The 18,126-nt window shown below is 73.8% G+C and carries 20 protein-coding genes and 1 pseudogene; 7 read left to right on the top strand and 14 right to left on the bottom strand.

Annotation, left to right across the window (positions count from 1 at the left end; all coding sequences use genetic code 11):
• The 3 genes and pseudogenes from NH602_RS04360 to NH602_RS04350 all read left to right on the top strand — a co-directional run.
• Positions 1 to 659 (top strand): annotated as a pseudogene (locus NH602_RS04360) (hypothetical protein); the annotation flags it as partial.
• Positions 660 to 948: 289 nt separating this feature from the next.
• Positions 949 to 1,635, top strand: a complete 687-nt coding sequence (locus NH602_RS04355) for a hypothetical protein (protein ID WP_073573806.1) — start codon at positions 949 to 951, stop codon at positions 1,633 to 1,635.
• Positions 1,636 to 1,645: 10 nt separating this feature from the next.
• On the top strand, positions 1,646 to 2,296 hold the full coding sequence (locus NH602_RS04350; protein WP_062404007.1) for a nitroreductase family protein: 651 nt from the start codon (positions 1,646 to 1,648) through the stop codon (positions 2,294 to 2,296).
• Positions 2,297 to 2,309: 13 nt separating this feature from the next.
• Here the strand turns inward: NH602_RS04350 and NH602_RS04345 are convergent, their stop codons facing one another.
• Together NH602_RS04345 and NH602_RS04340 are read right to left on the bottom strand one after the other, a co-directional pair.
• Positions 2,310 to 3,065 carry a decaprenylphospho-beta-D-erythro-pentofuranosid-2-ulose 2-reductase gene (locus NH602_RS04345; protein WP_073573807.1) on the bottom strand — a complete coding sequence of 252 codons (756 nt, stop codon included), beginning with the start codon at positions 3,063 to 3,065 and terminating at the stop codon, positions 2,310 to 2,312.
• A 20-nt stretch (positions 3,066 to 3,085) separates the two neighbouring features.
• Complete coding sequence (locus NH602_RS04340; RefSeq protein ID WP_253067067.1) at positions 3,086 to 4,492, bottom strand: FAD-binding oxidoreductase; 1,407 nt, start codon at positions 4,490 to 4,492, stop codon at positions 3,086 to 3,088.
• 52 nt (positions 4,493 to 4,544) lie between these two features.
• Here NH602_RS04340 and NH602_RS31790 point away from each other — a divergent pair, with 52 nt between their 5' ends.
• Both NH602_RS31790 and NH602_RS04330 read left to right on the top strand, forming a co-directional pair.
• Positions 4,545 to 6,341: a hypothetical protein gene (locus NH602_RS31790; protein ID WP_253067066.1), complete on the top strand. Its 1,797-nt coding sequence runs from the start codon at positions 4,545 to 4,547 to the stop codon at positions 6,339 to 6,341.
• Between the two features lie 17 nt (positions 6,342 to 6,358).
• Entirely contained in the window at positions 6,359 to 6,961 is a 603-nt protein-coding gene (locus NH602_RS04330; protein WP_062399264.1) for a DUF1707 domain-containing protein, read from the top strand.
• Between the two features lie 16 nt (positions 6,962 to 6,977).
• On the opposite strand, the gene NH602_RS04325 is transcribed toward NH602_RS04330, so the two are convergent.
• The 4 genes from NH602_RS04325 to NH602_RS04310 are packed head-to-tail and all read right to left on the bottom strand — an operon-like array spanning position 6,978 to position 9,509.
• Positions 6,978 to 7,718 (bottom strand): ABC transporter permease, encoded by a 741-nt coding sequence (locus tag NH602_RS04325; protein ID WP_073573810.1) that lies wholly within the window; start codon positions 7,716 to 7,718, stop codon positions 6,978 to 6,980.
• Positions 7,715 to 8,587 (bottom strand): ABC transporter ATP-binding protein, encoded by an 873-nt coding sequence (locus tag NH602_RS04320; RefSeq protein WP_073573811.1) that lies wholly within the window; start codon positions 8,585 to 8,587, stop codon positions 7,715 to 7,717. Before NH602_RS04320 ends, NH602_RS04325 begins: the two co-directional genes overlap by 4 nt.
• Positions 8,584 to 8,901, bottom strand: a complete 318-nt coding sequence (locus NH602_RS04315) for a transcriptional regulator (RefSeq protein WP_073573850.1) — start codon at positions 8,899 to 8,901, stop codon at positions 8,584 to 8,586. The genes NH602_RS04320 and NH602_RS04315 overlap by 4 nt, the downstream gene beginning before the upstream one ends.
• Entirely contained in the window at positions 8,898 to 9,509 is a 612-nt protein-coding gene (locus NH602_RS04310; protein WP_073573812.1) for a hypothetical protein, read from the bottom strand. Before NH602_RS04310 ends, NH602_RS04315 begins: the two co-directional genes overlap by 4 nt.
• A gap of 160 nt (positions 9,510 to 9,669) precedes the next feature.
• Between NH602_RS04310 and NH602_RS04305 the strand changes: the two genes are divergently transcribed.
• On the top strand, positions 9,670 to 10,125 hold the full coding sequence (locus NH602_RS04305) for a GtrA family protein (protein ID WP_179761409.1): 456 nt from the start codon (positions 9,670 to 9,672) through the stop codon (positions 10,123 to 10,125).
• 22 nt (positions 10,126 to 10,147) lie between these two features.
• Here NH602_RS04305 and NH602_RS04300 read toward each other — a convergent pair whose 3' ends face one another.
• The 6 genes from NH602_RS04300 to NH602_RS04275 all read right to left on the bottom strand — a co-directional run bounded on the left by NH602_RS04300 (position 10,148) and on the right by NH602_RS04275 (position 15,500).
• Entirely contained in the window at positions 10,148 to 11,161 is a 1,014-nt protein-coding gene (locus NH602_RS04300; RefSeq protein ID WP_253067065.1) for a hypothetical protein, read from the bottom strand.
• 176 nt (positions 11,162 to 11,337) lie between these two features.
• Positions 11,338 to 12,243, bottom strand: a complete 906-nt coding sequence (locus NH602_RS04295; RefSeq protein WP_308292805.1) for a glycosyltransferase family 2 protein — start codon at positions 12,241 to 12,243, stop codon at positions 11,338 to 11,340.
• On the bottom strand, positions 12,240 to 12,992 hold the full coding sequence (locus tag NH602_RS04290) for an ABC transporter ATP-binding protein (RefSeq protein ID WP_083657998.1): 753 nt from the start codon (positions 12,990 to 12,992) through the stop codon (positions 12,240 to 12,242). The genes NH602_RS04295 and NH602_RS04290 overlap by 4 nt, the downstream gene beginning before the upstream one ends.
• Before the next feature lie 6 nt (positions 12,993 to 12,998).
• A complete protein-coding gene (locus tag NH602_RS04285; RefSeq protein WP_374210127.1) occupies positions 12,999 to 13,865 on the bottom strand; it encodes an ABC transporter permease in 867 nt (288 codons plus the stop codon).
• An 87-nt stretch (positions 13,866 to 13,952) separates the two neighbouring features.
• Positions 13,953 to 14,498, bottom strand: a complete 546-nt coding sequence (locus tag NH602_RS04280; RefSeq protein ID WP_073573815.1) for a bacterial proteasome activator family protein — start codon at positions 14,496 to 14,498, stop codon at positions 13,953 to 13,955.
• Between the two features lie 15 nt (positions 14,499 to 14,513).
• Entirely contained in the window at positions 14,514 to 15,500 is a 987-nt protein-coding gene (locus tag NH602_RS04275; protein ID WP_100879201.1) for an NAD(P)H-quinone oxidoreductase, read from the bottom strand.
• Positions 15,501 to 15,554: 54 nt separating this feature from the next.
• On the opposite strand from NH602_RS04275, the gene NH602_RS04270 reads away from it, so the two are divergent.
• Positions 15,555 to 16,247 (top strand): GNAT family N-acetyltransferase, encoded by a 693-nt coding sequence (locus NH602_RS04270; protein ID WP_253067064.1) that lies wholly within the window; start codon positions 15,555 to 15,557, stop codon positions 16,245 to 16,247.
• Here NH602_RS04270 and NH602_RS04265 read toward each other — a convergent pair.
• Both NH602_RS04265 and NH602_RS04260 read right to left on the bottom strand, forming a co-directional pair.
• Positions 16,244 to 17,179: a neutral zinc metallopeptidase gene (locus tag NH602_RS04265; protein WP_253067063.1), complete on the bottom strand. Its 936-nt coding sequence runs from the start codon at positions 17,177 to 17,179 to the stop codon at positions 16,244 to 16,246. The genes NH602_RS04270 and NH602_RS04265 overlap by 4 nt on opposite strands.
• An 80-nt stretch (positions 17,180 to 17,259) precedes the next feature.
• Positions 17,260 to 18,123 carry an AraC family transcriptional regulator gene (locus NH602_RS04260; protein ID WP_253067062.1) on the bottom strand — a complete coding sequence of 288 codons (864 nt, stop codon included), beginning with the start codon at positions 18,121 to 18,123 and terminating at the stop codon, positions 17,260 to 17,262.
• Positions 18,124 to 18,126: the final 3 nt, after the last annotated feature.

Here is an 18,126-nt window from a genome sequence, read left to right as displayed (position 1 = left end):
CGGCCGACGACGCGCGGACCGCCGCCATGCCGGTCGTCCCGCCCGTCGCGGCCCCGTCCGCGCCGGTCGCCGAGCCCGAGCCCACCGCCCCGGCGTCCGAGCCGGCCCCTACCGACCCGATCGTCGTCCCGGCGCCCGCGCTGCCCACCCGGGCACCGCGACGCCCTGAGGCCGATCCCGCCGACGTGCCCGCCGCGGCCGAGATCGACGTCCCGGCCCCGGCCGGTTCGGCCCGCTGGGTGCTCGAGCGCCTGGCCGCGGCCCGCGCCGCCGACTTCGACGGCGCCGGGCACAGCGACCTGTCCGCCGACCTCGTCGCCGTCGCCCGGATGCGCAGCGGCGGCGCCGGCACCGGCGGGGACCTGTTCACCCCGGTCGTCGAGGGCACCGGCACCACCACCGGTGTCGACCGGATGGAGCGGCTGCGGTCGCTGCACATCGCGGCCCGCGGTCTCGCCGACGACCGCGGTGTCGTCCCGGCACCGCGGGCGCTGCGCTCCGCGTCGGCGCTGCCCGGCACGCGGACCGGCGCCGAGAACTGCGGGCGGGCCGGCCGTCGTCGCGACGACGCACACGCCAGCGCCGCGACACCGATCGTCGCCGCCTCCGGTGCCGCCGCGGCCCGTCGCCGCCGGAAGAAGCCGGCTCACGGGGCCTGAGACTCCGCTGGGGAGCGGGTGACACGGCCGTGCCCCCGGACCAGCACCATGGTCCGGGGGCACGGTCGCGTCCGCCGACCCGCGCGGGATCCGGTCCCGCGGGACGGGGAGACCGGCGGTGCCCGCCCTGCGGTGGTCCACGCACCGGGGGAGTGGTCCGGTGCCGCCGCATCCCGGTGCCCGGGACGTGACGCAGGTGCCCGGACACCGCGGCCCGCCGCGTCGGTGACAATGGACGGGCCCGCCCGTCGCGACCAGGACGGGTCCCGCCCACCGACGCGATGGACCGATGATCCCCACGACCCCGCCCCTCGCCGACCTGCCCGAGCCCGCCGGTGCCACACCGCCGGAGCGGGCCGCACTGCACTGGTACCTGCGCCTGGCCCGCCACCACCTGGGCCGCGGCCCCTACCTCGACGTCGCGGGTGCCGGCGGGGTCCTGCTCGCCGGGCTGGCCCGGCTCGGCCCGGTCTCGGGGCTGGCCGGCTCGGAGGACGAGGCCGGGGCGATGCGTGCGGGCGCGCCGGGATGCCCCGTGCACCTGACCCCGGATGCCCTGCCGGGGCCGGTCGCGTCGCTGACCGCGGTGGAGGTGCTCGACCGGCTCCCCGACGCGGCGCTGGCCGGTGACCTCGGTCCGGGCGGCTGGTTCCGGGCGCTCGAGCCGGGCGGGCGCGCACTCGTCGTCGCCGCCGACGCCGAGGGCCGCGGCCGGGAGCTGGCCGGTGCCCGCTGGGTGCCGCCCCGCGTCCCGCGCGGGCACCTGCGGATCCGGGAGATCCTCGTCGACGCCGGGTTCGAGATCGTCCGGGAGGGCTCCGACGGGCTGACCCGCGGCCCCTACGGCGGTGTCCCCACCTGGGCCGACCCGCGTCTGGCCGCGACCCGTGCGCAGCGGTCCGCGGGACGCCTCACGTGCGAGGCGGGCGCGGGGGAGCGCGCGGTGATCATCGCGAGGAGACCGGCGGCGCCGTAGCGTGCAGGGCATGAGCGATGTGCTGCCCCTCGGGCCCGACGAGCTGCTCACCACCACCCGATCGGTCCGCAAGCGCCTGGACCTGGAGCGTCCGGTCCCGCTGGAGGTGGTCCGGGAGAGCCTCGAGGTCGCTCTGCAGGCCCCGAGCGGCTCCAACCAGCAGGGCTGGCACTGGCTGGTGCTCACCGACGCCGAGAAGCGCAAGGCCGTCGGCGAGTACTACCGGAAGGCGTTCACCGCCTACCGGAACTCCTCGCAGTACCCGACGACCCGCTCCCACGGCGACGCCGACCGCGACGCCACCCAGCTCCGCGTCGCGGACAGCGCGCAGTACCTCGCGGACCGGATGGGGGAGGTCCCGGTGCTGGTCATCGGCGCGATGAACGCGAAGGCCGAGCTGCCGGCGTCGAACCAGGCCGGGATGTGGGGGTCGCTCCTCCCGGCCGCGTGGAGCCTGCAGCTCGCGCTGCGCGCCCGCGGCCTGGGCAGCGCCTGGACGACGCTGCACCTGCAGTACGAGAAGGAGATCGCCGAGCTGCTGGGCATCCCGGAGAACGTGCGGCAGGGCGTCCTGCTGCCGGTCGCGTACTACACCGGCGACACGTTCAAGCCCGCGAAGCGCCAGCCGCTCGACACCGTCCTGCACGTCGACGGCTGGTAGGCCGCCCCCCGGATCAGATCGGGAGTCTGCGGAAGATCGGCCGGGGCACGTGGCGCAGGGCGCTCATCACGAAGCGCATCGGCGCCGGTGCCCACACCAGCTCCTTGCCCGTCCGCACCGCGTCGACGATGACGTCGGCGACGGCCTGCGGGGTGGTCGCGAGCGGTGCGGCGTCGAGGCCCTCGGTCATCTTCGAGTGCACGAAGCCGGGCCGGACGATCGTCACGGTCACGCCGAACTCGCGCAGCGCCTCGGTCAGCCCGGTGTAGAACGCGTCCATCCCGGCCTTGGTGGAGCCGTAGACGAAGTTCGAGCGGCGGGCCCGCTCCCCGGCGACCGAGGAGATCGCGACGAGCGAGCCGTGGCCCTGCTCGCGGAACCTCTCCGCCAGCGCGACCCCGGTGGAGACGGTCGCGGTGTAGTTGACCTGCGCCAGCTCGACGGCGTGGTCGACGTCGGTCCAGGCCTTCTCGTTGTCGCCGAGCAGCCCGAACGCGACGACGGCGACGTCGATGTCCCCGCCCGCGAAGGCCTTCTTCACGACCTCGGGGTGGGTCTCGATGCGCGTGGCGTCGAACTCGATGGTCTCCACGCCGCACCCGAGCGCCTCGAGCTCGGCGCGGGCGGCGTCGAGCCGGGGGCCGGGGCGGGCGGCGAGCACGATCCGCAACGGGCGGTCCGCGGCGAACGCGCGCACGGTGGCCAGGCCGATCTCGGAGGTGCCGCCGAGGAGCAGGATGCTCTGCGGATTGCCGACTGCGTCGATCATGATGGTGCGGGCTCCGGACGTCAGAGGGTCAGTGCGAGGCGGCGGGACATGTCGGAGGCGAAGACGCCGGCCGGGTCGACGCCGTCGCGGATCGCCTTCCACTCGGCGAACCGCGGGTAGCCGGCGGCGAAGGCCTCCGGCGACGTGCGCGACTCCTTCGCCAGGTACAGCCGCCCGCCGGCGGCCAGCACCATCTCGTCGAGCTCCGTGCAGAACCGGGACAGCCCGTTCGCGATCGGGAAGTCGACGGTGATCGTCCAACCCTTCGTCGGGAACGACAGCGGTGCGCCGTTGCCCGCGCCGAAGCGCTTGAACACGTTCAGCCCGGACTTGTGCGGCGACGCCGCGATCTTCTCCAGGATCCGGCGCAGCTCGGTCTCCGCCCCCATCGGGACGACGAACTGGTACTGCAGGAAGCCCTTCGAGCCGTAGACCCGGTTCCAGTCCCCGAAGACGTCGAGCACCTGGTAGAAGGCCGTGATGTTCTGCACCGAGCCGCGCTGGCGCTTCGGTGCCTTGCGGAACCACAGCTCGGAGAACGCCGTCAGCGACAACTTGTTGGCCAGCCCGTTCGGGAAGACGTCCGGGAAGGTCAGCAGCTGCGGCGCGTCGAACTTCAGCGGCTCGGACCGCAGCTTCGCGGGGAGCTGGTCGACGGTCGCGAGCGAGCCGCGGGTCAGCACCGACCGGCCCATCCGGGCGCCGGTCGCGGTGGTGTCGAACCAGGCGGCCGAGTAGCCGTAGGTGTCGTCCGAGCCGTCGGTGAGCAGCTCCAGCAGGCCGTCGAGGTCGTCGGTGCGGTCGGTGTCGACCACGAAGTACGCCGACTCGGTCCGGTGCAGCCGCACCCTGGCCCGCACGATGACGCCGGTCAGGCCCATCCCGCCGACGGTCGCCCAGAACAGCTCCGAGTCCGGCCCGGACGGGGTCAGCTCGCGGACCGAGCCGTCCGCGGTCACGAGCTGCAGCCACTCGACGTGGTTGCCGAAGCTGCCCTTGGTGTGGTGGTTCTTGCCGTGCACGTCGGCGCCGATCGCCCCGCCGATGGTGACCTGGCGGGTGCCCGGCAGCACCGGGACCCACAGCCCGAGCGGCAGCGCGGCGCGCATGAGCTGGTCCAGGCTGACGCCCGCGTCCACGTCCGCGACGCCGGTGTCCGGGTCGATGGCGTGGATCCGGCTCAGGCCCGGCATGTCGAGGACGACACCGCCCGCGTTCTGCGCCGGGTCGCCGTAGGACCGGCCGAGCCCGCGGGCGATCACGCCGCGCTCGCCCGCCGTGCGGACGGCCTCGGCCACGTCCTCGGCGTCGCGCGGGGTGACGAGCTGGGCGACCGTCGGCGCGGTCCGTCCCCAGCCGTGCAGGGAGGCGGTCCGTCGCGCCGGGGCGTCGGTCCTGGTGCTGCTGGGAACGGTCGTGTCCGTCATCGTCGCCAGGGTAGCGAGGGCCACCGACGACGACGGGTGCGACCCTGGGCGGGTGCTCGACGAGCGGCAGGTCCGCCTCCCGCTGCCCCCGGCACGGCGCCGGGGCGCGACCGCGGGGCTGTACGTGCTGCTCGGGCTCGGCTACCTGCTGGTCTCGCTGTGGCTGCAGCGCCGGGTGCTCGCCGACCCGGGCGGTCTGCTGATCGGGCACGTCACCGCCGACGCCGACATGTTCGCCTGGTGGCTCCACCGGTTCCCGTTCGCCGTGACGCACGGGGAGAACCCGCTGGTCACCGACTGGATGCACTGGCCGTACGGGCTCAACGCGCTGTGGAACACCGCGGTGCCGCTGCTGGCACTGGCGCTCGCCCCGGTGACCCTGGTCGCGGGCTCGGTGACCGCGTTCAACGTCGGGCTGGTCCTCGGCCCGGTCGTGTCCGGACTGGTCCTGGTCGCCGCGCTCGGCCCGTACGTCGGCGCGGGCACCCGCGGCTGGGTCGCCCGCGGGATCGCCGGTGCGCTGTACGCGTTCTCCCCGTTCCATCTGGCGCACGCGATCGCCGGGCACCTCAACCTCACGTGGTCGCTGCTGCCGCCGCTGCTGCTGCTCGTCGCGCACCACCTGTTCGCGCGCGGCCCGCTGCGTCGCCCGTGGCTCGTGGGGGCGCTGACCGGACTCGCGCTGGTCGGGCAGCTCGTCCTCTACACCCAGACCCTCGCCATCGGCGTGATCTTCCTGGTCGTCACCGCGGTGGTGCTCGCGCTGCGGTTCCCCCGCCGGGTCCGCGCGCACCTGCCGGGGCTGGTCCGGGCCGGCCTGGCCTGCGTCGGGGTGTTCGTGGTGCTCGGCGCCTATCCGCTGTACCTGGTGCTGGCCGGGCCGAACCGCCCACGCGGCGCGATCCGCAACGTGCACGCCACCGGCGCGGACCTGGCGAACCTGCTCGTCCCGACGCGGCTGACCGCCGTCCGGGCGGTGCCCGACGGCGCGGGCACCGAACTCGGCGGCCACATCGGCGAACAGGGCGGCTACGTCGGCGTCGCCGTGCTGGCGCTGGTCGTCGTCGCGGTGCTGGTCGTCCGGTCGACGACGCTGCGGGTCGTCGCCGCGGTCGGGTTCCTGTCCTGGGTCGCCTCGCTCGGCACGAGTGTCGTGCTGCTGGGCGACTACACGGGGATCCCGCTGCCCTGGCTCGGGTTCGCCGAGGTCCCGTTGCTGTCGGAGGTCGAGCCGGTCCGGATCCAGGTGGTGACGGCGCTGTGCGTCGCCGTCGTCGTCGCGCTGTGGGTGGACCGGATGCCGCTCGACACCCCGGCGACGGCGGTCGGTGCCGTCGCCCTGACCGCGCTGGCGGTGGTGTCCTGGCTGCCCGCCGACGCCCAGGAGGTCCGGCCCGCGCCGGTGCCCGCCTTCTTCGCGGGCGGGGCGGCGCCGCTGGGCCCGGCCGACGTCGTCGAGATCTACCCGCGGATCACCGCGGCCTGGGACGACGGTGCGCAGGGCCTGCGCTGGCAGGCCGCCTCCGGCCCCGCGTTCCGCATCCGCGGCGGCTACTTCATCGCCTCCGATCCCGAGGACGACGTCGCGATCCAGTCCCGTTGGAACCGGTACCAGATCGGGGCGCAGTGGGTCGCCGACGGCAAGAACGACCCCAGCGACGACTACACCGCCGCCGCCCACCGCGAGCTGCGCGACCTGGGGATCACCGCCGTCGCGTTCGTCCCCGGGTTCGCCGGCGGCGACGAGGCCCGTGCGCTGACCTGGACCCGGCGGGTCACCGGCGACCCCGGCCGGTTCGACGGCGGGGTGTGGCTGTTCCGGCTGCCGGACGCCGCACCCGTCGGATAGGTGTTTACCCTGGTGGGGTGACCGGTGCGCGGCTACCCGGAGAGGGCCGGGAGATCAGGATCTCCGACGCCGACCGCGAGCGCGCCGCGACGCGGCTCAACCGTGCGATGGCCGAGGGCCGCATCTCGGTCGAGGAGCTGCAGGAGCGGCTGTCGGTCGTCTACGGCGCCCGGTTCGGCTCCGAGCTGCTCCCCGTGCTGTCCGACCTGCCCGGGGACCCGCTGGACCTGTCCGCGGACGTCCTGGCCACCCCGGTCGGCCCGCCCACGGTGCTGCGCGGCGGCGTCGGCGGGGTCAAGCGCCGCGGCGACTGGGCGGTCCCGGCCCGGCTGCGGGTGCAGACCTCGCTCGGCGCGGTCCTGCTGGACTTCTGCGACGCGCAGCTGCCCATGCCCGTCGTCGAGGTGGAGCTGGAGCTCGGCGCCGGGTCGGCCCGGCTGTTGGTCCCGGAGAACGCCACCGCCGACGTCGACGGCCTCGTCTCCCAGTACGGCTCGGTCCGCTCGAAGATGCCCAGCCGCGCCGTCCACGGCCGCCCGCACTTCCGCGTCTACGGCCGGACGGCCGCCGGTTCGGTCACGGTGCGGACCCGCTACACCTTCGCCGGCCGCCACTTCTGAGCGCCGGCCCCGGGGCTCACCGGAAGCGGCGCCCCTCGTCGCGGCGGTACGCCCAGCCCACCAGCAGTGCCAGCCCGACCGTCCACGCCGCGAACGCGCCCAGCGCCAGACCACTCGGGACCGGCCCGCCGAGCGACCAGAGCAGCAGGTCACGCGCCCCGCGGGTCGGCAGCACCTCGGTCGCGCGGGCCAGCCAGCCGGGGAACAGCTCCGGCGGCAGCAGCAGCCCGCCACCGAAGGCCATCGGGAAGAACGCCAGCTGGGTCACCGGCAGCGCTGCCTTGGTCGGCAGCGAGTAGCCGATCGCGAGCCCGCCGAACAGGAACGGCAGCCCGGCCACCAGGAGCGTCACGAACGCGAACGGCAGCCGCGCCGGTTCCACGTACGCCGGCGTGAGCAGTGCCCCCAGCACGACCACCGGCAGCATCCCGAGCAGCGCGAACAGCGCCCCGACCGCGAGTCGCCCCAGGACCCGGGCCGACGGCGGCGCCGGCAACGTTCGCAAGTACGGGTCCCACGGCTTCTCCCGGTCGTCGGCCACGCCCACGCCGAAGGTGAACAGGAACCCGCTGAGCACCCCGAAGAGTGCGAGCTGGGCGACCGCGCGGGTCGCGGCGGCCGGGTCGTCGCCCCAGTCGAACGGCAGCACGAAGAAGCACAGGGTCAGGGCCGGGAACAGCGCGGTGGACAGCACCGCGACGGGGATCCGCAGCTGCTCCAGGATCAGGTAGCGGGCGTGCGCTGCGGCGATGCTCACGACGGGCCTCCGGTCAGGGTCAGGAACGCGTCCTCCAGCGACGCCCGGGACACCGACAGGCCGGTGAAGGGCACGTCGTGCCGGACGAGGGTGCGGACCAGCTCGTCGGCGTCGGCGGTGTGCAGGGTGACGTGGTCGCCGTCGCGCTCGGTCCGCTCGACGCCGGGCAGGTCGGGAAGGGTCGCCGCGCGGAAGGACACCCGCCCCACCCGGACGGCTCCGCGGACGGCGTCGACGTCGCCGTCGGCGCGGATCCGCCCGCCCGCCAGGACGACGACGCGCTCGGCCAGCGACTCGATCTCGTCGAGGTAGTGGGTGGTCAGCAGCACCGTCCCGCCGCCGGCGTGGAACGCGCGCACGGTGTCCCACAGGGCGCGGCGGCCCTCGACGTCCAGGCCGGTCGTCGGCTCGTCGAGCAGCACCAGCCGAGGACGGCCGATGAACGCGAGCGCGAGCGCGAGGCGACGCTTCTGGCCGCCGGACAGCCCGCCCGCCTGGCGTCGTTCCAGCCCGTCGAGGCCGAAGCGCCCCAGCAGCTCACCGGCCCCGACCGGGTCGGGGAAGTGGGCGCCGACGAACCGGACGATCTCCCCGACGCGCAGTGTGTCGGGCAGCCCGGTCTGCTGCGGGGTGGTGCCCAGCGCGACCCGGGTCGCCGCGTCACGCGGGTTCCCGCCGAACAGCCGCACCGTGCCGGTGCCCGGTCGGCGCAGCCCGGACACGAGGTTGACCAGCGTCGACTTGCCCGCCCCGTTCGGTCCGAGCAGGCCGGTCAGGCTGCCGGGCTCCAGGACGAGGTCGACGTCGTCGAGGGCGACGGTGTCGCCGTAGCGGCGGGTCACCCCGTGCAGCTCCACCGGTGCGGTCACGACGGCACCTCCGACGGGTCGGCCGCCGGGTCGAGCAGCGCCCGCAGCGCGGCCGTGTAGTCCTCGAAGGCCCGCCTGCCCGTTCTCGTCAGTTCGACGAAGGTCACCGGGGTGCGCCGCTGGTGGGTCTTGGTGATCGCGACGTAGCCCGCGTCCTCCAGCTTGCGCAGGTGGGTGGACAGGTTGCCCGCGGTCATGCCGAGCAGCTCCTGCAGCCGAGGGAAGGTCATGCGGTCGCCGTCGTCGAGGGCGGCGAGGGTGGCGGTGACCCGCAGCCGGGCCTGGGCGTGGATGACGGGGTCGAGCTCGGTCACCGGACCGCCCGCGCCCGTGTCCACAGCCCGGTGGCGACCAGGGCGCCACCGCCGACGACCGCCAGTGTCAGCGCGTGCCACGGCGCCGGGACGAACGGCAGCGCCGCGCCGAGCACCAGCAGGCCGAGCCCGAGCGCGTAATCCGGGATGTTGCGCCAGACCGCGGCCCCGACCGCGAACAGGCCGCCGGTGACGAACACGAACAGCGCGGGCATGGCGAACCCGACCGGCGCCCCGAGCCGGCCCAGACCGACCGCCAGCGCGACGACCCCGATCATCGCCACCGGCCACACCCAGCCGTAGAGGGCGCCGTGGAGCTGGCTCGGCCCGGTGACGCCGCGTCCCATCCGGGCGCCGACCAGACCGCTGGCGATCGACCCCCCGGCGATCGCCAGCCCCGTGAGGACGCCCGCGGTGGCCGCGGTGACCGCGCCGGTCCCGTTCGCGAACCAGGCGAGCCCGATGACCGCCCAGGCCGCGCCCCAGATCAGATAGAAGATCCAGTACGGCGGGATCTGCCGGGCCTGCTCACGCTCGATGATCGCGAGCGCGTCGGCGGGTGAGCGCGGCGGCTGGTCGTCGACGTCGGTGTCCGTCCGGTCCTGCATGGTTCCTCCACTGCCAACTGGTTTGCTCTGTCACTAACTTTGTACTGCAAAGTGCATTGTCTTGTCCACGGTCGAGAACGGATCGGCAGCTCCGAGGGGCACGGCCTGCGCTCCGGTGGGTCGACGCGGTCGTTGCGGCGTGCGCCGCTACCCTCGGTGGGTGACCGCCACCGAGCCCACCCGGGCCGAGCCCCCGGCCACCGGTCCGGCCGACGGCCCGGCCCCGCGCCTCGGCCTCGTCCGCCAGCTGGGCAGCTTCGTCGCGATCGGTGTGCTCTCCGCGATCGTCGACTTCGGCGTCTACCACCTGCTCCTGAACGCGGGCCTGTGGGTGCCGTTCGCGAAGGGCATCAGCTTCATCCTCGGTACGACGACGGCGTACCTGCTCAACAAGCGGTTCACCTTCACCGGCGCGAACACCGGCGGCCGCGCGAGGTTCGCCGGCTTCGTGGCCCTCTACGGCACGACCTTCGCCGTGAACGTCGGTGTGAACTCCTTGGTCCTGCACCTGCTGCCGCCGCTGACCTACGACACCAGCCTCGCCTGGCTGGTCGCGCAGGGCACCGCCACCGCGATCAACTTCGTCATGCTGCGCTGGGTCATCTTCAAGAACTGACCCTCGTAGGCGTGGCGACCGGTCACGTCGCCCGGCGACCGTCGCACGGGGCGCCACGCGACGCGACGGGGTGCCGTGCGGTTCCGAGACTGTGGGCGAGGCGGGCGACCATGCTGCCGTCGGCGAGGTCGGACCAGACCCATCGCACGACGGTCAGGCCCGTGGAACGGATGAGGTCCTCCCGCCGCTTCTCCTCCCAGAGCACCTCACCGAGATCCTGACCGGGCCGCAGTGGGCGGCCGTACTTGATCCGGCCGTCGAACTCCCCGACCACTCCGTGCTCCGGCCAGGCGAAGTCGGCGCGGAACGGCAGACCTGGAACCTCCCACTGGGTGGCCGGGTCCGGGAGGCTCGCGAGGTACATCCGGAACCGGCTACGCGACTCACCGGGGCTCTCGGAGCGGGCGTCTGCCAGCGCGACGACACGCCGTGCCGCGGGGGTACCGACGCGTCCGCCGAACCGGGAGAGCACCTCGGTCAGCTCGTCGACCGTGGTCGCGCCGGGCGGCGGGCGCTCGGACCGTGGCCGCAGCCGGACGTGCTGGTGCAGGGCCGCATCGACCGTCACCAGCGCCTGCTCGGCGGGCACCGTCCGAGCCAGGTCGACGAGTGTCCGGGCCGGCGAGGTGACCAGCAGACCGTCGAGCTCGCGGACGTCGTCGTCCGGTAGCGGAGCCCGGTGCACGGAGGTGCCGTGGCGGTTCCGGCCGCCACCGGTACTGCGTTCCCGTACGGCGTGCACCCGGTCGAGAGGCAGGTTCCAGACCGGGAGCCCGAGGACGAGGGCCGCGGTGACATGGCCGAGGACCGAGCCGGGAGCGAGGTGCGGCGCCGTGGCCCGGGCTCGGAGCAGGTGGGCATGCACCGGCGAGCGCGGTTCGTCGTCACCGAGCCGGTAGGAGCCCCGCCGGACCGGGACGAGCACGCGGGCGCGGACGAGGCGGTCGATCTCGTCGACGGCGAGGCCTGCGCCCAGCAACGCCGACCGGTGCAGGAGCCCGGCCGGATCCGGAGGCACGTGGTCGAGGCGATCCATGCGTCCGAGACTGCCGCCGTACGCCGCCCGCCACCGACATCCCCACCGCCCTGTGGACGAACCTGCCGGTTGTGGACAGGTTCGTGGCGACCCGTCACGTCCCGCGGCGCTCGCCGCGGCGGTCGCCGCACGACGTCATAGGTCGCCACGCCTGATCGGGACTAGTGGGCGATCGGTCAGGGGGCGCGGTGGAACTGCTCGCGGCGGCCCTGGCGGAGCAGGGTCAGCCAGTCGCGGAAGGCGCGCGGGTCGCGTTTCGTCACCAGGAAGTACCAGGCGAACCGCGGCAGCTCCAGGAGGCCGATCCTCCGCATCCCGGGCTGGGACATCAGGTAGCCGCGGTTGCGGTAGGTGTAGTAGCGCTTGACCTCGTCGCCCGGGTCCTGGGCGTGCAGCCGCCCGCCCAGCATCGGCTTGAACTCGTCGGAGCCGTAGGGGTGCAGGTAGGTGGCCTGCAGGGCGGTGCCGAACGGCAGCCCGGACCGGACCATCCGGCGGTGCATCTCCACCTCGTCGCCACGGACGAACAGCCGCAGGTCCGGAACCCCGATGACCTCCAGCGTGGAGGCCCGGAAGAGGGCGCCGTTGAAGAACGAGGCGATCCCGGGGAGCAGATCGTCGGGGCCCAGTGCCGAGCGGGACCGGTGCCAGGTGACGCCGCGGCGCAGCGGGAAGGCGAGCCGGTCCGGGTCGGCCTTGTCGGCGACCACCGGTGACACCGCGGCGAGCCCGTGCCGCGACGCGACGTCGAGCAGCGTGGCGAGGGTGGACTCGTCGGCGGCGTGGCCGTCGTCGTCGGCCAGGAAGATCCACTCCGCGCCCATCGCGAGCGCGTGCAGCATCCCGAGGGCGAAGCCGCCCGCACCGCCGAGGTTCGACCACGACGGCAGCCAGGTCGTCGGCAGCGGACACGCCTCGACGGCGTCGCGCGCGGGCCGGTCCGGCCCGTTGTCGACGACGATCAGGTGCGCCAGCGGGTGGGTCTGCTTCGCCATCGCCGCGAGCGAGTCGACGAGCAGCTCGGCCCGGTGCCGCGTGACGATGACGCCGACGACCGAGCCGGGCGGGAGCGGTCCGGTCACGACGGGGTTCGCCCCTTGTAGTGGTCGAGGACCTCGTGCAGCGGGCCGTACTCCTTGATCGTCCCGTGCTCCATCCACAGCGCGGTGTCGCACAGGTCGGCGAGGAACTCGTCGGAGTGCGAGGCGAAGACCAGGATCCCGGAGCGGTCGACGAGCTCGTGGAGCCGGTTGCGGGCCTTGTTCAGGAACTCCGCGTCGACGGCGCCGATGCCCTCGTCGAGCAACAGGATCTCGGGGTCGATCGAGGTGACGACGCCGAGAGCGAGCCGCACCCGCATACCCGTCGAGTACGCCCGCAGCGGCATCTCCAGGTAGTCGCCCAGCTCGGTGAAGGCGGCGATGTCGTCGATCCGCGCCTCCATCTGCTTGCGCGTCATGCCCAGGAACAGCCCGCGGATCAGGATGTTCTCGTAACCGGAGATCTCCGGGTCCATCCCGACGGCGAGGTCGAACACGGGCGCGACCTTGCCGCGGACCAGCGAGCGACCGCGGGTGGGCTCGTAGATGCCGGCCATCAGCCGCAGGAGCGTGGACTTGCCGGCGCCGTTGTGCCCGACGAGCGCGACGCGGGCGCCCTTGTCCAGGCTGACCGTGATGTCGCGCAGCGCCTCGATGATCGGCACCTTGGCGTCGGTGCCGATCCGGCCGCCCGCCTTGCCGAGGACGGCCTTCTTCAGCGACCGCGTCTTGGCGTCGAAGATCGGGAAGTCGACGGCGGCGCGGTCGATCCGGATGCGGGGTTCAGTCACAGAGGTTCACACCCAGTACGCGACGCGGGAGCGGTAGTTGCGCAGGCAGATCAGGGCCGCGGCCCAGCCGACGATCGTGATCACGCCCGTGACCAGCCAGTACCGGCCGACGATCTCCTGGCCGAGCAGCGGCTGGCGCACGATCTCGACGAAGTGGAAGACCGGGTTCAGCTCGACCAGCTGGGCGCGCTCGCGCGCGGCCGGGTTGTCGCTCAGGATGTCGACCGACCAGACGATCGGGGTCAGGTAGAACACCAGCTGGGTGACGCTGGCGATGATCGGGGGGATGTCGCGGAACCGGGTCGCGAGGATCCCGGCGAGGATCGCGACCCAGGCGCCGTTGATCGCCAGCAGCGCGAACGCCGGGACCGCCAGCAGCGTCGACAGCCCCAGCGGATGCGGGAACACGATCATCAGCACGACCCAGACGACCAGGTTGTGCAGGAAGAACAGCGTCTGCCGCCACACGAGCCGGTAGATGTGCAGGCTGAGCGGGGCGGGCAGGAACTTGATCAGGCCCTCGTTGGCGATGAAGACCTCGCTGCCCTCGAGGATGCAGCCGGACACGAAGTTCCAGATCAGCAGCCCGACGGCGACGTGCGGCAGGAACGTCGCCAGCGAGATCTGGAACAGCGCCGAGTAGAGGATCCCCAGGCCGAGGGCGATGACGCCCATGCTGATCGAGATCCACAGCGGTCCCAGGACGGAGCGGCGGTAGCGCTGCTTGATGTCCTGCCAGCCGAGGTAGCCCCACAGCGGCCGTTGCCGCCAGCCCTGGGCGAGGTCCGCGAAGGCCCGCCGCCAGCTGCGCGGGCTCGACACCTCGGACGGGTCGACGACGTCACCCGGCTCGTCGGTCACGGTCACGGCCACCCGGTGAGGGTACTCAGACGCGGTCCGCGGGCCCGGCAGGGGAGGCCCCGGCCGGGACACCGCGAAACCGCAGGTCGTCGTCGTGCGTCAGAGGTACTGCCCGGTTCCCCGGCCCATGCCCTCGGGGACGCCGCCCTGCTCCGGCCCGCCGACGCCCGGGGGCAGCCCGCGACGCATCTGCTCCAGCTGTGCCCGCGCGGCCATCTGCTGGGCGAACAACGCGGTCTGGATGCCGTGGAACAGACCCTCCAGCCAGCCGACCAGCTGGGCCTGGGCGATCCGCAGCTCACCCTCCGACGGGATCGTGTCCGCCGTGAACGGCAGGCTGAGCCGCTGCAGCTCCTCGCGCAGCTCCGGCGCCAGGCCCTCCTCGAGCTCCTTGACGGAGTTCTCGTGGATCTCCTTGAGCCGCTCGCGGGACGCCTCGTCCAGCGGTGCGGCCTTCACCTCCTCGAGCAGCTGCTTGATCATGGTGCCGATCCGCATGACCTTCGCGGGCTGCTCCACCATCGACGCGGGGCTCTGACCCTCGTCGTCCTGCGGAACCGAGGCCATGCCCACCGGGCGCCCGTCGGCGCCGACCACCACGACCCGGTCCCCGGGGGTCTCCTGCTCGTCGCTCATGCCCGCCATTCTGGACCCGCCCGCTCAGGAGTTCACGAGGAGGAGCTTGCCGGTCACCCCACCGGCGTCCAGCCTGCGGTGCGCGTCGGCGGCGTCGGACATCGCGAACCGCTCGAAGACCACCGGCTTCACCCGGCCGTCGGCGAACAGCGGCCACACGTTCTCGCGGACCCCGTCGACGATCTCGGCCTTCGAGTGCGGACCGTCGACCGGGCGGCCGCGCAGGCCCATCGCCGAGACGTGGCCGCGCTTGGCCAGCAGCGCGCCGATGTTGAGCTCGGCCTTCACCCCGCCCTGCATTCCGATGATCATCAGGCGGCCGTCGCGGGCCAGCGCGGACAGGTTGTTCGCCAGGCCCTTGGCGCCCATGTTGTCGAGGATGACGTCGGCTCCGTGGCCGTCGGTGGCCTTCTTCAGCTCCTCGGCGATGTCGTCGTGGTAGTCGATGACGATGTCGGCGCCCAGGTCGCGGCAGAACTGCAGCCGGTCGGCGTGGCCCGCGGTGGCGGCGACGCGCGCGCCGAGCGCCTTCGCGACCTGGATCGCGTGCGTTCCGATGCCCGACGAGCCGCCCTGGACCAGGAACGTCTCGCCCTCGGCGAGCCGGCCTTCCAGGAACACGTTCGACCAGACGGTGCAGGCGACCTCGGGGAGGCCGCCCGCCTCCTCCAGGGAGACGCCCGCGGGGACGGGCAGCAGCTGCGGGGCCGGGACGGCCACCTTCGTCGCGTAGCCGCCGCCGGCGAGCAGGGCGCACACCTCGTCGCCGACCGACCAGCCGGTCACGCCCGCACCGAGCGCGGCGATCCGGCCCGCGCACTCCAGACCCAGGATCTCCGACGCGCCGGGCGGGACCGGGTAGTTCCCCTGGACCTGCAGGAGGTCGGCCCGGTTGACGGCCGAGGAGACGATGTCGAGCACGACCTCGCCCGGGCCGGGCTCGGGATCGGGCACCTCCGCCCACGTCATCTGCTCGGGTCCGCCGTACTCGGTCAGGGTGATCGCCCACATGGGAGCCGACGGTATTCCGTGGCGCGCCCGTCGGCGATCCGGCACGGTCGACCGATGGACGTGCTCCCCGCGCCGATCGACCCGGTGCCCGACCCGTGGCCGATGTCCGGGCTGACCCTGCGGACCCCGCGCCTGGAGCTGCGCGTCGAGGACGACGCGTCGGTCCGGGAGCTGATCGCGGCCGTGCACGAGAGCGGGATCCACCCGTCGTCGGAGATGCCGTTCCGCGTCCCGTGGACCCGGGCCGACCCGCGGCACCTGGGGCGCGGCATCGCGCAGTACGTCTGGTCGAACCGCGCGAAGGCGTCGCCGGACTGGTGGACGCTGCAGTTCGTCGTGCGCGCCGAGGGCCGGGTGGTCGGCCTGCAGGACGTCGTGGGCGACCGGTTCGGCGTGCGTCGTGAGGTCGCGACCGGCTCGTACCTGGTGCGACGGGCACAGGGTCGCGGCTACGGCACCGAGATGCGGGCCGCGGTGCTGGCCTTCGCCTTCGACCACCTCGGCGCGCTGGCGGCGCGCTCGGAGTACGTCGAGGGCAACCCGAGGTCGGCGGCCGTGTCGGCCCGGCTCGGGTACCGCGACGACGGCACCGCCACGATCGACCACGGCGACGCCCGGGTCACCGAGTACCGGGTGCTGCTCACGCGGGAGGCGTTCGTGCGGCCCGGGTGGGAGCTGCGCGTCGCGGGCCACACCGACGATCTCGCGGGGTTCCTGGCCGCCGATCCGCCGGACTGGCGGCCCTAGCCGAGGCTGCGCGCGGCGAAGGTGTCGCAGGAGTCGGGGTCGCCGCTCTGCAGGCCGGTGGTGAACCACTTCTCGCGCTGCGCGGAGCTGCCGTGCGAGAACTGCGACTCGTCGACCCGGCCGCCACCCAGGTTGGACTGGATGTAGTCGTCGCCGATCCGGGACGCGGTGTCGAGGGCGGCGTCGATGTCGGACTGGTTCAGCTCGCTGATCAGCGGCCGCCCCGACGGGCCGGGCGTCGTCGTCGCGTGGTTCGCCCAGACGCCCGCGTAGCAGTCGGCCTGCAGCTCCAGGCGCACCGAGCCAGAGGTGGGGCCGGTGTCGTTGCCTGCCTTGCGGTTGGTGCCGAGCAGGTTCTGGATGTGGTGGCCGTACTCGTGGGCCATCACGTAGGCCTGCGAGAACGGTCCACCCTGCGCACCGAAGCGGGTCTGCAGCTCCTGGAAGAAGGTGAGGTCGATGTAGATCTCGGAGTCGGCCGGGCAGTAGAACGGCCCGCTGTCCGACGAGGCCGAGCCGCAGCCGTCGGTGCTCACCCCACCGGAGAAGAAGTTCGTCCGCGGCTCCGTGAAGCCGGAGGAGAACTGGGTGGCCCAGAAGTCGTCGAGGGAGTTGACGACGGCGACGACGCGGCAGTCCGTCGAGGTGTTCGCCGAGGCGCCGGTGGCGCAGTTCTGCTGCAGTGACGAGTTGTCCGCGGTCTGGCCGGAGCCGACCTGGTCGAGCCCCGGGTAGCCGCCGCCCGCGCCCATGCCGGACATGTCGACGCCCGCGAAGTTCGACAGCAGGAGGTACAGGATGACGCCGACGAGGCCCAGGCCGCCGCCCGCGCCCGCCACCCGGCCGCCGACCCCGCCGCCCCGGCCACCGCCGGATCCGCGCAGGTCGTCCACACCGGACGTGTCGAGCCGGGCGTTCTCGTCGAACCGCACGTCGTCCTCCCGAGATGAGACCGGGGGAATCCCACCACACCGCGCCGGACCGCACCGGCGCGGACGTCCCCCGCCACCCGTCAGGGGGTTCCGGAGCCGGCCCGCCAGGTCGCGGCGCCGACGCCGTGCGCGGCCCGGAAGCGGCGGGCGAAGTAGCCGGGGTCGGGGTAGCCGACCCGGGCGCCCACCTCGGCGACCGGGAGGTCGGTGGAGACGAGCAGCCGCCGCGCCTCCCGCATCCGGCGCTCGGTGATCCACTGCTGGACGGTCCGCCCGGTCCCGCGCCGGACGACGGTCGTCAGGTGCCCGGGGGTGAGCCCGACGGCCGCGGCGACGTCGCGCAGCGACAGCCGGCCGGCGAACCGCTCCTCGACGACGGCGAACACCGCCGCGAGCAGCGGGTCGCTCGACTCGGCGGGGACGTCGTCGACGAGCCGGCAGAGCGCCACCAGCAGCAGGGTGAGGTGGGCGCGGGCAGCCTCGGCGTGACCGTCGCGGCGGCGGGTCAGCTCGTCGTCGAGGTCGACGAGGCGGGCCCGCCAGGCCGCCCGGTCCGCCGGTGGGACGCCGATCCGCTGCCCACCCCCGCGGTGGCGCCCGACGAACGGCGCGAGCAGCGGATGGTCCTGCCAGGACGCGGGCGCGACCGCCTCCGCGGGGAAGACGACCGACCACAGCTCGCCGGGCGGCGTCGAGGTCTCCGCGGCGTGGTCGACCACGGCTCCGGGTGCGATGACGAACGCATCGCCCTCGGCGAGCCGCCAGACCTGCCCGTCGACCTGGTAGGTACAGGTGCCGCGCACGACGTGCACGAGGGTGAGGAAGTCGTGCGCGTGCGGCCCCTGCACCCGCGGAAGCTGCACCGGCCCGTCGACGCGGTACGCCGCGATCGGTACCGGCGTGTGTGCGAAGCCGATCAGCGGAATGTCCGAACTTCGTCCCATCAC

Origin of the sequence: Pseudonocardia sp. McavD-2-B (assembly GCF_024124365.1) — a bacterium.
Taxonomy (GTDB): domain Bacteria; phylum Actinomycetota; class Actinomycetes; order Mycobacteriales; family Pseudonocardiaceae; genus Pseudonocardia; species Pseudonocardia alni.
This window is presented reverse-complemented; position numbering and strand designations above follow the sequence as displayed.